This window comes from Humibacillus xanthopallidus (assembly GCF_006716675.1).
Lineage (GTDB): Bacteria > Actinomycetota > Actinomycetes > Actinomycetales > Dermatophilaceae > Humibacillus > Humibacillus xanthopallidus_B.
Genome location: NZ_VFPM01000003.1, coordinates 724,547 through 737,101, shown reverse-complemented (window position 1 = coordinate 737,101; position 12,555 = coordinate 724,547). Strand labels below are relative to the sequence as shown.

At 70.3% G+C, this 12,555-nt stretch carries 10 protein-coding genes; 7 read left to right on the top strand and 3 right to left on the bottom strand.

What is annotated here, in order from left to right:
* Positions 1-25: 25 nt before the first annotated feature.
* Positions 26-1,126 (bottom strand): acyltransferase family protein, encoded by a 1,101-nt coding sequence (locus FBY41_RS18455; protein ID WP_141845762.1) that lies wholly within the window; start codon positions 1,124-1,126, stop codon positions 26-28.
* Between the two features lie 135 nt (positions 1,127-1,261).
* Here FBY41_RS18455 and aspS point away from each other — a divergent pair, with 135 nt between their 5' ends.
* The 4 genes from aspS to FBY41_RS18435 all read left to right on the top strand — a co-directional run bounded on the left by aspS (position 1,262) and on the right by FBY41_RS18435 (position 4,869).
* Positions 1,262-3,055, top strand: a complete 1,794-nt coding sequence (gene aspS, locus FBY41_RS18450; protein ID WP_141845760.1) for an aspartate--tRNA ligase — start codon at positions 1,262-1,264, stop codon at positions 3,053-3,055.
* A 126-nt stretch (positions 3,056-3,181) separates the two neighbouring features.
* Entirely contained in the window at positions 3,182-3,931 is a 750-nt protein-coding gene (locus FBY41_RS18445) for a peptidoglycan-binding domain-containing protein (RefSeq protein WP_141845759.1), read from the top strand.
* A 41-nt stretch (positions 3,932-3,972) separates the two neighbouring features.
* Positions 3,973-4,425, top strand: a complete 453-nt coding sequence (locus tag FBY41_RS18440) for a helix-turn-helix domain-containing protein (RefSeq protein WP_141845757.1) — start codon at positions 3,973-3,975, stop codon at positions 4,423-4,425.
* Between the two features lie 9 nt (positions 4,426-4,434).
* Positions 4,435-4,869, top strand: coding sequence for a VOC family protein (locus FBY41_RS18435; protein ID WP_141845755.1), 435 nt, complete (start codon positions 4,435-4,437; stop codon positions 4,867-4,869).
* Positions 4,870-4,888: 19 nt separating this feature from the next.
* Here the strand turns inward: FBY41_RS18435 and FBY41_RS18430 are convergent, their stop codons facing one another.
* The gene (locus FBY41_RS18430; protein ID WP_141845753.1) at positions 4,889-5,665 is read right to left on the bottom strand and encodes a GNAT family N-acetyltransferase; all 777 of its coding nucleotides are present in this window, start codon (positions 5,663-5,665) and stop codon (positions 4,889-4,891) included.
* Positions 5,662-7,893, bottom strand: a complete 2,232-nt coding sequence (locus tag FBY41_RS18425) for an MMPL family transporter (protein WP_311769423.1) — start codon at positions 7,891-7,893, stop codon at positions 5,662-5,664. The genes FBY41_RS18430 and FBY41_RS18425 overlap by 4 nt, the downstream gene beginning before the upstream one ends.
* Before the next feature lie 17 nt (positions 7,894-7,910).
* On the opposite strand from FBY41_RS18425, the gene FBY41_RS18420 reads away from it, so the two are divergent.
* The 3 genes from FBY41_RS18420 to FBY41_RS18410 all read left to right on the top strand — a co-directional run bounded on the left by FBY41_RS18420 (position 7,911) and on the right by FBY41_RS18410 (position 12,507).
* Entirely contained in the window at positions 7,911-9,305 is a 1,395-nt protein-coding gene (locus FBY41_RS18420) for a replication-associated recombination protein A (RefSeq protein WP_141845751.1), read from the top strand.
* A 286-nt stretch (positions 9,306-9,591) separates the two neighbouring features.
* Complete coding sequence (locus FBY41_RS18415) at positions 9,592-10,656, top strand: ABC transporter permease (RefSeq protein WP_260439887.1); 1,065 nt, start codon at positions 9,592-9,594, stop codon at positions 10,654-10,656.
* A 75-nt stretch (positions 10,657-10,731) separates the two neighbouring features.
* Entirely contained in the window at positions 10,732-12,507 is a 1,776-nt protein-coding gene (locus FBY41_RS18410; protein ID WP_141845749.1) for an ABC transporter substrate-binding protein, read from the top strand.
* Positions 12,508-12,555 lie beyond the last annotated feature (48 nt).

Below are 12,555 nucleotides of genomic sequence, written 5' to 3'. Positions count from 1 at the left end.
GCCTTGCCGCAAGCCCCCCGCTGCGCTATAGGTTGGAAGTGGAGAGAGGAGAACCCTCTCCCGGGTCGCCCTCCCGCCGTGCGTTGGCGAACTCCTGCTGGCGCGCCGACGGCTGGTCGAGCCGCAGGGGGCCGCGCAACCGCATGGCGGGGCGCTCGACGAGGACCCACGACAGCCACGACACGAGGATCGCGGCCGCGATGAGCGCGAGGTTGCGTGGCGTCGTGTGCGCGCCGAGCAGCAGGCTGTTGATGAAGGTCTGGTGCCAGAGGTAGAGGGCGTAGCTGATCGTCCCGAAGAACACCATGACGCGGGAGGCCACGACGCGTGAGTGACCCGACACGGCGGCATACACGAGCCACAGACCGATGAGGGCGTGGACGGCGCCCAGCGGGCGGAAGAGCGGGTGGTCGATCTCGAGCCCGTGGCCGGGGAAGGCGGAGACCGCGATGAGGACGACGAACGGGACGATGGGGCTCGCGGCGGGTGGCTCCCAGCCGCGGGCGCGCACGGCGGCGAGCCCGAAGGCCAGTGAGACGCCGAGCAGCAGGGCGAAGGCGTTGGTCTCCGTCGAGATGTCGAGACGGATCGCGGAGCCCCGGGTCCACACGCTGTAGAACGTCGCGAGTGCCGCCAGCGAGAGGGCGATCGTCACCGCGCGCGGGCGCACCCACGTCATGACGGCGATGAAGACGAGGGGCCACACGACGTAGAACTGCTCCTCGACCGACAGCGACCACAGGTGGTTGAGCACGCCGAGGTCCGTGCCGTTGATGCGCACCCAGTTGCCGACGTAGAAGAGCGACGACAGCGCCGCGACGGGGTAGTCCGACAGACGGTCGTCGCCGGTTGCCCACAGCAGCAAGGGAGTCAGCGCGAGGAGCAGGAGCAGCGCCGGCAGGAGGCGGACCGCGCGACGGCCCCAGAAGCGCCAGAGGCTGATCGACCCCCAGCGGTCCCACTCGCGGATGAGCAGGCTCGTGATGAGGTAGCCGGACAGCACGAAGAAGAGCGTCACGCCCGAGAGTCCACCCCAGCGCATCGGCAGGCCGGAGTGTGCGGCGACGACGAGGAGGATCGCGAGCCCTCGGACGCCGTCGAGGTCGCGGTTGCGGGAGTGCTGCACGGCGAAGAGCCTAGGTGCAGGCGGTCTAGGATTGGTCCTCGGTGCCCGCGGCCGCCTCGCGGTCGGGCCCGTCTGCTCAGCGCTCAGCCCGGGCGGCCGTCGCGCCGTCCGCACCACGTCCCGGAAGGACCCTCCGTGCTCCGCACTCACGAGGCCGGCACTCTTCGTGCCGACCACGCAGGCCAGACCGTCACGCTCACCGGCTGGGTGGCCCGACGTCGCGACCACGGCGGCGTCGCCTTCCTCGACCTGCGTGACGCCTCCGGGGTGGCCCAGGTCGTTGCCCGCGACGAGGTGCTCGCCCGCGGCGGGGCGCACGACGTGCGCAACGAGTTCTGCGTCAAGGTGACCGGCGAGGTGCGCGTGCGTCCCGAGGGCAACGCCAACCCCGACCTGCCGACCGGTGACATCGAGGTCATCGTCGAGCAGCTCGAGGTCCTCAACCCGAGCGCCCCCCTGCCCTTCCAGATCGACGAGCGCGTCACGGTGGGCGAGGAGGCTCGCCTCAAGCACCGCTACCTCGACCTGCGCCGCCCCGGCGCGAGCTCCGCCGGCGCCGCCATCCGGCTGCGCTCGAAGGTGAACGCCGCAGCCCGCGAGGTGCTCGGCGCCCGCGACTTCGTCGAGATCGAGACGCCGACACTGACCCGCTCGACCCCCGAGGGGGCCCGCGACTTCCTCGTGCCCGCCCGCCTCGCTCCCGGTTCGTGGTACGCCCTGCCGCAGAGCCCGCAGCTGTTCAAGCAGCTGCTCATGGTCGCCGGCATGGAGCGCTACTACCAGATCGCCCGCTGCTACCGCGACGAGGACTTCCGCGCCGACCGGCAGCCGGAGTTCACCCAGCTCGACGTCGAGATGTCCTTCGTCGAGCAGGACGACATCATCGAGCTCGGCGAGGCGATCCTCGCCGCGCTGTGGAAGCTCATCGGCGTCGAGCTGTCGGCACCCTTCCAGCGCATGACGTATGCCGACGCGATGGCGCGCTACGGGTCGGACAAGCCCGACCTGCGCTTCGGCAACGAGCTCGTCGAGTGCACCGACTACTTCGCCGACACGACCTTCCGCGTCTTCCAGGCCGACTACGTCGGCGCCGTCGTCATGCCGGGCGGGGCGTCGCAGCCGCGCAAGCAGCTCGACGCGTGGCAGGAGTGGGCCAAGCAGCGTGGCGCTCGCGGCCTCGCCTACGTCCTCGTGCAGGAGGACGGCGAGCTGGGCGGCCCTGTCGCCAAGAACCTCACGGATGCGGAGCGCGCGGGCCTCGCCGCCCACGTCGGCGCCCAGCCCGGCGACTGCATCTTCTTCGCCGCCGGGGCGACCAAGCCGTCGCGTGCCCTCCTCGGCGCGGCCCGGCTTGAGATCGGCCGGCGCTGCGGCCTCATCGACGAGAGCGCCTGGAGCTTCCTCTGGGTCGTCGACGCCCCGCTCTTCGAGCCGGCCGCCGACGCCGTCGCCTCGGGTGACGTCGCCGTCGGGGCCGGCGCCTGGACGGCCGTGCACCACGCCTTCACCTCCCCGAAGCCACAGTTCCTCGACACCTTCGACACCGACCCCGGCTCGGCCCTCGCCTACGCCTACGACATCGTGTGCAACGGCAACGAGATCGGCGGCGGCTCCATCCGTATTCACCGCCGCGACGTGCAGGAGCGCGTCTTCAAGGTCATGGGCCTGTCAGAGGAGGACGCGCAGGAGAAGTTCGGCTTCCTCCTCGAGGCCTTCGCCTTCGGCGCGCCGCCGCACGGCGGGATCGCCTTCGGCTGGGACCGCATCGTGTCGCTGCTCGCGGGCACCGAGTCGATCCGCGACGTCATCGCCTTCCCGAAGTCGGGCGGTGGTTACGACCCGCTGACCGCAGCGCCCGCCCCGATCACGGCGCAGCAGCGCAGGGAGGCCGGCGTGGACGCCAAGCCGGAGGCGCCGGCACCGGCCTGACGGTCCTGCCCGGCGTCGGTGCGCAGTCCTCGGATCCGCCGGACGCGACCGCCTCCACGGCGGATACTGGAAAGGCCTCGTCCTGCAGGCCGAGGCCTTTCGCCGGTCGTCGACGGGGAGGTCACGATGAGTACGGTGACGGTGCTGGAGAAGAACGGCACGCTGCGGGCGGTCGAGGTCATCGAGCTGGCGGCGCTCGCCGGGCTCGAACTGGCTGCCGCCGCGACCCTGCTCGAGAAGGAGTCGGGCGGCGGGCGCAACGTCTTCGGTCACGACGGCGTGGACACGGGCGGTTTCTACACCAAGGGCGGCCCGGTGACCAAGGCGGCCTACCTGCTCTACCGCGAGCACCGGGCCGAGCTCGGTGCCCAGGGCGTCGGGCCCACGCAGCTGACCTACCCGCCCTTCCAGGACCGGGCCGACGCGCAGGGAGGCTGCTGGGACTGGCGCGTCAACACCCGGGTCGGCTTCGACATCCTCTCGGGTCTCATCAAGGCCAAGGGCGTCCGCAGCGGCTTCCGCGCCTACAACGGGTCGGGCCCCGCCGCCGAGGCGTATGCCGACGACGCGATGAAGAAGCTGCGTGTGTGGCGTGAGCGTCTCGACCCTGCAACGGTCCTCGGCGACCCGGGTCGTCCGACGCTTCGCGAGGGGGACACCGGCCCGGCGGTCCTCGCCCTTCAGAAGTTCCTCAACACCACCTTCCCCAGCTACTCGAGCATCGATCTCGCGCCCAAGCGCTACGGGCCCCAGACGGCCAAGGTCGTGGCGGAGTTCCAGCGGCGCGCAGGAGTGTCGGGCACGGGGGTCAGCGCGACGGGGAAGTTCGTCGGGCCGCCCACGTGGGTTGCCTTGGAGCACTTCGGCTTTCGCTGACGCGGCCGTGCGCGAGCGGCGTTCGCTGGCAGGATGAGCCCGTGGCCGAACCGATCACGCGCGCTCCGGACGACGTGCTCGTCCACCTCCGGCGTGCCCGCGACCTCGCCGACCGCGAGTATGCCGCGCCGCTCGACCTCGACCGCATGGCCGCGGCTGCGGGCCTCTCGAAGTACCACTTCCTCCGCGTGTTCCGCGCGACCTACGGCGTGACGCCCGCGGAGTACGTCTCACGCCGGCGCATCGAGCGCGCCCAGGACCTCCTGCGCGCCACGAACCTCACGGTCACCGAGGTGTGTCACGCCGTGGGCTTCTCCAGCCTCGGGTCCTTCAGCAGTCGCTTCCGCTCGGTCGTGGGGGAGAGCCCCAGCGACTTCCAGAGGCGGTATGCCGCGGCCGGGGCGCCGCACATTCCCGGCTGCGTCCTCTTCATGTGGGGACTCGTCGAGAGCTCCGCAACCCAGGAGAAGCGCCAGCCGCCGGACCCGTCCTAGCGTGGCTGCATGATCACCAACATCAGCATCGTCAGCGTCTTCGTCAAGGACATCGACGAGTCCAAGCGCTTCTACGTCGACATCCTCGGATTCGAGGAGAAGGACGACATCACCCTCGGCGACGGCTACCGCTGGTGCTCCGTCGTGCACCCCAACCAGCCGGAGCTGCAGGTGAGCCTCGCCATCCCCGGGCCGCCGTTCTCCGAGGAGCTCGTCACGGCGATGAAGCGGGCCCAGGACTCCGGTGGCCTCAACGGACTCGGCCTCACCGTCGACGACTGCGAGCAGACCTATGCCGACCTCTCGGCCAAGGGCGTGGAGTTCCTCCAGCCCCCGTCCGCCCGGCCCTACGGCACGGAGGCGGTGTGCCGAGACAACTCGGGCAACTGGGTCGTGCTCGTCGAGCCGTCCGACCGGACCGTCACCGCCGCCGACTTCGTCTGACCACGCCGAGCCGCCCGGGTCAGCGCTCGATGAGGACCGGGCGGCTCGACCAGGCACACAGCCGGTCGTAGCCGAGGGAGAGGTAGAGCCCCCGGGCGATCGCGTTGTGGGAGTACATGCCGAGCGTGCACACCCCGGCCTCGGCCACCGCCCAGCGAGTGAGCGCTCCGACGATCGTGCGCCCCAGCCCGCGCCCGCGCAGGCGGGTGTCGACCGCGACGGAGGACAGGTGCGGCGCTCCCGCGCGCGTCCTGCCCCAGGCGGCAACGGCGGTCAGGGATCCGTCGTCGCCCTCGACGGCGAACCACCGCTCACCGTTGCCGGGCATCGTGTCGGCGGTGGGCGAGTGGGCCGCGAGGAAGTGCGTGATCTCGGCGGCCCTCGTGCGGTCGTCGATCGGGCGCACCCGAGCGTGCGAGTCGTCCGGTGCCGGCGCGACCGTCGTGTGCAGCCACTCCCAGTCGCCGCCCTCGAGCACGCGGAAGCGCTCGCGCAGCCGCGCCTCGAGGTGCTGGGGGACGCTGACGGAGAGGGCACGACGACCCGGCGCCACCACCTCGGCGATGTGCGGCAGTGCCTCGAGCAGGGGGGTCACCCCGTCGTCGGCCCCGAGGAGGTTGACAGTGCGCCGGTCTGCCGTGCGCACGCGCTGGAACGCGACCGCCCGATCGTGGTGCCACCACGTGTCGGCGAGGTCGTCGGTCACCTCCCACCGGACGAACGGGTGGTGGCCGGTGGCGTCGAGGAGCCCGTCGAGGCCGTGCCGCATCTCGACTGTCGTGGCCCCTGACGTCACTCGGTGATCCCGAAGCGCTCGTGCAGGCGTCGAAGCGGGGCCGGGGCCCACCAGTTCCATCGCCCGAGCAGCGTCATCGTCGCGGGCACGAGCAGCATCCTCACGAGGGTGGCATCGATGAGGACGGCGGCCACGAGGGCCACACCCATCTGCTTGATGATGAGGATGTCGCCCGCGACGAAGCCGGCGAACACGATGCAGATGAGCAGCGCGGCGGAGGTGATGATGCGGCCCGTCCGCTGCAGGCCGAGCGAGACGGCGCGGTCGTTCTCGTAGCCCTCCCGGTGGAACTCGACGATGCGGGAGAGCAGGAACACCTCGTAGTCCATCGACAGGCCGAACCCGAACGCCAGCACGAGGAAGGGCACGATCGACTCCACCGCGCCGACCGACGAGAAGTTGAGCAGCCCCTCGAGGTGCCCCTCCTGGAAGATCCAGACGACGACACCGAGAGCGGCCCCGAGCGAGATGACGTTGAGCAGCAGCGCCTTGATCGGGATGATGACCGACCCCGTCATGAGGAAGAGCAGGACGAGCGTGCCGAGCACGACGAGCCCCACGGCATACGGCGCCCGTGCCGACATCGACGCGAGGAAGTCGATCTGACCGGCCGCCTGCCCCGTCGTGAGGGTCTCGAAGGGGGCGGGGATTGCGCGGATCGTCGTGACGAGCTCCTGCGCCTCGTCGGAGGTGGGCGGACCGGCGACGCGGATGTCGACCCGCTGGTCGGTCGTGCCGAGCGGGGTGACGGCGAGCGACTCGACGCCCGGGTCGTCGCGGAACTGCTGGGCCCAGGTCGTCACGGCAGCGGTGTCGGAGGACCTCGCGACGACGGTCACCTCGGGCGCCGAGAGTGCCGGGTAGTCGCGGGCGAGCTGCTCGAAGAAGACCCGCTGGGGGGCGTCGACCGGCAGCAGCTCGGTGCCCGACGAGGTGAGCCGCATCGACAGGGTCGGCAGGGCGAGGATGACGAGCACGCTGACGACGGCGATGATGACGGCGATGGGCCGCCGCTGCACCCCGACCGCCAGGCGCGAGAAGACGCCCGTGTCGGACGAGGGCGCGACCGCCTTGCGGGCCAGGCGCTTCGCACCGAGGACGCACAGGGCCGGCACGAGGGTGATCGCGACGACCATGGCGACGAGGACCACGCTCACCCCGGCGACCCCGATGGCACGCATGATCGACGCCTCGAAGAGCAGCAGGCCCGACAGGGCGATCGCGACGATGAGGGCGGAGAAGAGGACGGTGCGCCCGGCGGTGGCGACGGTGCGCTCGGCCGCGTGCGCCACCTCCTCGGGCGAGGGCACCCGATGCTCCCGGCTCGACAGCTCCTCACGGAAGCGACTGACGGTGAGCAGCCCGTAGTCGATCGACAGGCCGAGGCCGAGCAGCGTCACGATGTTGACGACCGTCGCGTCGAGCTCGACGAGGTGCGAGAACGCGAAGAGGGACAGCAGCGCGCCCCCGATCGAGACGAAGGCGCCGACGATGGGCATGCCCGCGGCGATGAAGCCCGCGAAGACGAAGAACATGACGATGAACGTCAGCGGCAGGGCGATGCCCTCACCGCGAATGAGGTCGCGCTCGACGGTGGTCGTGATCGCGGAGATGATCTTGCTCGGGCTGCCCACGGAGCCCTGGGCGTCCATCACCTTCGGCACCTCGAGGAGCGCCTTCTCGGCGGCCGCCTCGGCCGCGTCCTGCGCCTTCTTGTCGAGGCCCGGCTCGAAGTCGACGACCGTGACGAAGCCGCCCGCCGCGGGGGTGCCGCCCTTGAGCAGGGGCGCCGCGGCCGGGTCGGTGAGTCCGCCGGGGACGAGCAGCGGAGAGCGGACCTGCTTGACGCCGGGAACCTCGCCGACCTTCTTCGTCGCCGCGGTCCCGTCGGCGACGACGGTGGCATCGGTGAGGTCCGCTTCCGTCACCTGCATCGTCAGGGTCTCGAGGGCCGGCTGGGCCTGCTCGATGATCGTGCGGGCCTCGGTCGACTCCGAGTCGACGGTGGGGGCGCCCGAGTGGAGACGGTTGAAGAGCGACTCACCGGTGACGCCGCCGACGGCCACCGCGAAGCACGCCACGGTGATGAGGATCCAGGCGATGACCCAGCGTCCGGGGTGGCGGGCGATGAGCCTGCCGAGCCGAGCCATGCGCGTCGGTCTTGCGTCGGACGCGGCGGCCGTGCCGGTCGCGTCGGGGGCCGGGGCCCCGGAAGAGGGGTTCTGCACGTGGATAGCCTTCCACAGTGACCTCAGACGACCTCTTCGGTGCCGCCTCCGCCGCCGACCGCGCGGAGCAGCCGGCCTCGGCCGGACACGCTCCGCTCGCCGTGCGGATGCGTCCGCGCACGCTCGACGAGGTGCGCGGCCAAGGCAAGGTGCTGCGCCCCGGGAGCCCGCTGCGACGGCTCATCGAGGGGTCCGGGGGAGCAGCCGGACCCCTCTCGGCCATCATCTGGGGGCCACCGGGCACGGGCAAGACGACGCTCGCCCACCTCGTCGCCACGGCCGCCGACCGGCGCTTCGTCGAGCTGTCGGCGGTCACGGCCGGCGTCAAGGACGTGCGCTCGGTCATGGAGCAGGCGAGCCGTGAGCGCGACCTCTACGGTCGCCAGACGGTGCTCTTCCTCGACGAGATCCACCGCTTCACCAAGGCCCAGCAGGACGCCCTGCTCCCGGGGGTCGAGAACCGCACGGTGATCCTCGTGGCGGCCACGACGGAGAACCCGTCGTTCAGCATCATCGCGCCGCTGCTCTCTCGCTCGGTGCTCGTGACCCTCGAGTCGCTCTCCGACGAGGACGTCGCCGACCTGCTGCGGTCGGCGCTCGCCGACGAGCGAGGGCTGGACGGCGCGCACACGCTGACGGACGACGCGCTCGACCACCTCGTGCGGATCGCCGGCGGCGACGCGCGCCGGGCGCTGACCTCGCTCGAGGCGGCCGCGGGCGTGGCGCTCGACGCGGTGCCTCCCGGCCGCGACGACGCCGAACCGGTCGAGATCACCCTCGCCCACGTCGAGCAGGCCGTCGCCCAGGCGGCCGTGCGCTACGACCGCGCGGGCGACCAGCACTACGACGTCGCGAGCGCCCTCATCAAGTCGATGCGCGGCAGCGACGTCGACGCGTCGCTGCACTACCTGGCCCGGATGCTCGAGGCGGGCGAGGACCCCCGCTTCATCGCGCGGCGCATCGTCATCTCCGCCAGCGAGGACGTCGGGATGGCCGACCCCACGGCCCTGCAGACAGCGGTGGCTGCGATGCATGCGGTCGCCCAGATCGGCATGCCCGAGGCGCGCATCATCCTCGCGCAGGCCGTCGTGCACAACGCCATGGCACCCAAGTCGAACGCGGCATACCTCGGGGTCAACGAGGCGATCGCCGACGTGCGCGCCGGGCGAGGCGGCGCGGTGCCGGCGCACCTGCGGGGCAGCGGGTATGCCGGCGCGGAGCGTCTCGGACACGGCGCGGGCTACGTGTACGCCCACGACGAGCCGGACGGCGTCGCGAAGCAGCAGTACCTCCCGGACGACCTCGAGGGGAAGGTCGCCTACTACCGGCCGACGGACCGGGGGTTCGAGGAGCGGCTGCGGTCGCGTCTCGAGTGGCTCACGGGGCGGCTGGGGCGCAGACGCCCTCAGTGAAGGGCGTCCACCCGTGTGGAAGGTGTGGCGACACGCCGGCGCGAATTGCCCCGTCACATGGATTGTTTCGGGCGGGTGACGTTTTGCCCGGACGATGTTGGGCGAGCCGTGGTGGTCGGTAACGATTTGTCATCCAGCGCGTCTCGAGGCTTGGACCGGGCCTTTCCCTGTGGCAAGGTGACGTCGTCCCAAGGGGTGGTCAACGGTCTTGCCGTGCGCACCTTCCCGGGACCTGTGGACCGCCCCGCGGTCCGGATGTGATCCCCATCAGGATGGAGACGACGCGTTGAACGCCCTACCGGAGCCCGGTGCCGAAGCGGTCATCGAGCACACGGACGAGCAGATGGTCGAGCAGACCGAGCGCAACGAGGACCTGGGGGCGCCGGCACACCGTGACGTGCGCACCGGCCGCTCGCCGGGCCGGGTTGCCTGGGACCGACTGAAGAAGGACAAGGTCGCGATCTTCTGCTCGGTCATCATCATCTTCTTCATCCTCGTCGCGATCTTCGCGCCGCTGCTCTACTCGCTGCAGGCCGTGGACCCCATCACCGGGGCCAAGGCTGACCCGTACACCGTGCACACGGAGCTCGTCGACTTCAACGGAATCCCGACTGTCGGCGCCAGCTCTGCCCACTGGCTAGGGGTCGAGCCACGTCTCGGCCGCGACCTCTTCGCCCGCTGGGCGGTCGGCGCGCGGCCCTCGCTCGTCATCGGCTTCATCGCCGCCGGCGTCTCCACGGTCCTCGGTGTGACGCTCGGCCTCATCGCCGGCTACGCCGGCGGCTGGCCCGACCGCGTCATCACGTGGATCACCGACTTCTTCCTCAGCCTGCCGATCCTGCTGCTCGTCATCGCCATCGTGCCGATCGCCCAGAAGAGCATCGCCGGGGGCGCTGACCTCACGGCTGAGCAGACCTCGGCGATCCGCTTCTGGGTCCTCATCGTCATCCTCTTCGTCTTCGGGTGGATGGGGCTGGCCCGACTCGTCCGAGGTGAGGTCAAGAGCCTTCGGGAACGGGAGTTCGTCCAGGCTGCCCGCGCCATCGGTGTGCCCACCCGGCAGATCCTCTTCAAGGAGGTCCTGCCCAACCTCGTCGGCCCGATCATCGTGTCCGCGTCGATCGCCGTGCCCGCCTACATCACCTACGAGGCGACGCTCAGCTACCTCGGCGTCGGCCTCGTCGAGCCCACCGCGTCCTGGGGCCGCACCATCGCGGACGCCCAGAACCTGTTCGCCACCTACCCCCTGTGGTTGTGGCCATCGGTCATCGGTCTGTCGCTCCTCGTGCTCGCCCTCAGTCTGCTGGGCGACTCGATCCGCGACGCCTTCGACCCCAGCAGTCGCCGCTGACCCCAACCGGGTCTCGGCCGTACAGATGTTCCCGGCAAAGCGCTGGGACAAGCACAACAAAGGGAGCAAACAACAATGCGCTGGACCAAAGTCCTGACCGTCGGGGCCGTGGCCTCCCTCGGTCTTGTCGCGGCCTGTGGTGCACCGTCGACGAACGGCACCGGCACGGGCAACGCGAGCGGTGACACCGGCAAGGTGGAGGGCGCCGCGGCGACCCTCGACCCGACCGCCAAGGGCCCCGCCCCCGCGGTCCCCGGTGCGAAGAAGGGGGGCATCCTCACGGTCTCCTACGCGACGACGCCCGCCAACATGGACCCGAGCGACCAGTTCTACCAGGACACCGCGGTCATCTTCTCGCTGAGCCACCGCGCCCTGACGACCTTCGTCAGCCGCGGCGACCAGCAGGTGCTCGTGCCCGACCTCGCGACCGACCTCGGCAAGGCGTCCGAGGACGGCCTCACGTGGACGTTCACGCTCAAGGACGGCATCAAGTACGAGGACGGCACGCCGGTCAAGGCGCAGGACATCGTCTACGCCGCCAAGCGCTCGTTCGACCCCGACCTGGCTGCCAACGGCCCGACCTACCAGCGCGAGTTCTTCAAGGGTGGCGCCGACTACCAGGGCCCGTTCAAGGGCGACAAGAACTGGAACGGTGTCGAGGCCAAGGACGACAAGACCATCGTCTTCCACCTCGAGAAGCGCTTCGAGACGCTGCCGTACTTCGTCTCGTTCAACCAGTTCACGCCGATCCCCGAGGCGAAGGACACGAAGGCCGACTACCAGCTCCACCCGCTGGCCACCGGTCCCTACATGTTCGACAAGTACACCCCGGGCACCGAGCTGACGCTCAAGCGCAACCCCAACTGGGACCCCAACACCGACCCGGCGCGTCACAACTACCCGGACGGCTTCCACTTCAAGTGGGGCCAGGACACGGTCAAGACGCAGACGGCCATCCTCGCCTCCAACGGTGAGGACGCCACCACCCTCAACTGGGACGCGATCGACTCCTCGCTCATCTCGCAGATCGAGGGCGAGAAGAAGGCCCAGTTCGAGGAGGGGCCCTCCTCGTGCGTGATCATGGTCAACATGGACGCGCGGAAGATCCCGCTGCCGGTGCGCAAGGCGATCGCGGTGGCCAACCCGTTCGACTCGATCCACAAGGCCGGCGGCGAGACCTCGCACTCGTTCAGCCCCGCCTCGACCATCATCCCGCCGCAGATCCCGGGCCACCTCGACTACGAGGCCGAGGCCGCTCCCGGCTTCAAGATGAACGGCAAGGGCGACGGCGACCCGGCCAAGGCCAAGCAGATGCTGGCCGACGCCGGCTACGGCCCGGACAAGCCCTTCGAGCTCATCTACTACTACACGAACGACGACGACATCGCCCAGAAGGTCAACCAGGTGCGCAAGCAGGCCTACGAGAAGGCCGGCTTCAAGGTGACCGACATCGGTGCGCCGAGCGCCGAGCGTCGCAAGCTCGTGGGTGACCCCAAGGGCAAGATGAACATGCTCCAGTCGCCGCGCGGCTGGTGCTTCGACTGGCCGTCCGCCGACTCGATCATCCCGCCCACCATCGGCACGATCGCCCTCTCGCAGGGCGGCACGACCTTCGGCAACTTCTCCGACGCCAAGATCGACTCCGAGATCAAGCGCATCCAGCAGCTCTCGATCACGGAGCAGGGTCCGGAGTGGGGCAAGATGGACAAGTGGCTGACGGAGAACTACCTCCTGGCCATCCCGGACTACAACGACAAGGGCAACTCGGTGTTCGGCACCAAGGTGAAGAACGTCCACAACAACCCCAACAAGGGCATGCCCAACCTGACGGACGTCTGGCTCGACCAGTAAGACCGGCCGGGACCGCCCTCCCACCAGAGGGCGGTGACTGACCACAAC

What these genes read in the sequence shown, in the direction of transcription:
- FBY41_RS18445 (WP_141845759.1), top strand. Translation starts at nt 3,182, where the DNA reads ATGAGTACGGTGACGGTGCTGGAGAAGAACGGCACGCTGCGGGCGGTC.
- FBY41_RS18435 (WP_141845755.1), top strand. Translation starts at nt 4,435, where the DNA reads ATGATCACCAACATCAGCATCGTCAGCGTCTTCGTCAAGGACATCGAC.
- FBY41_RS18410 (WP_141845749.1), top strand. Translation starts at nt 10,732, where the DNA reads ATGCGCTGGACCAAAGTCCTGACCGTCGGGGCCGTGGCCTCCCTCGGT.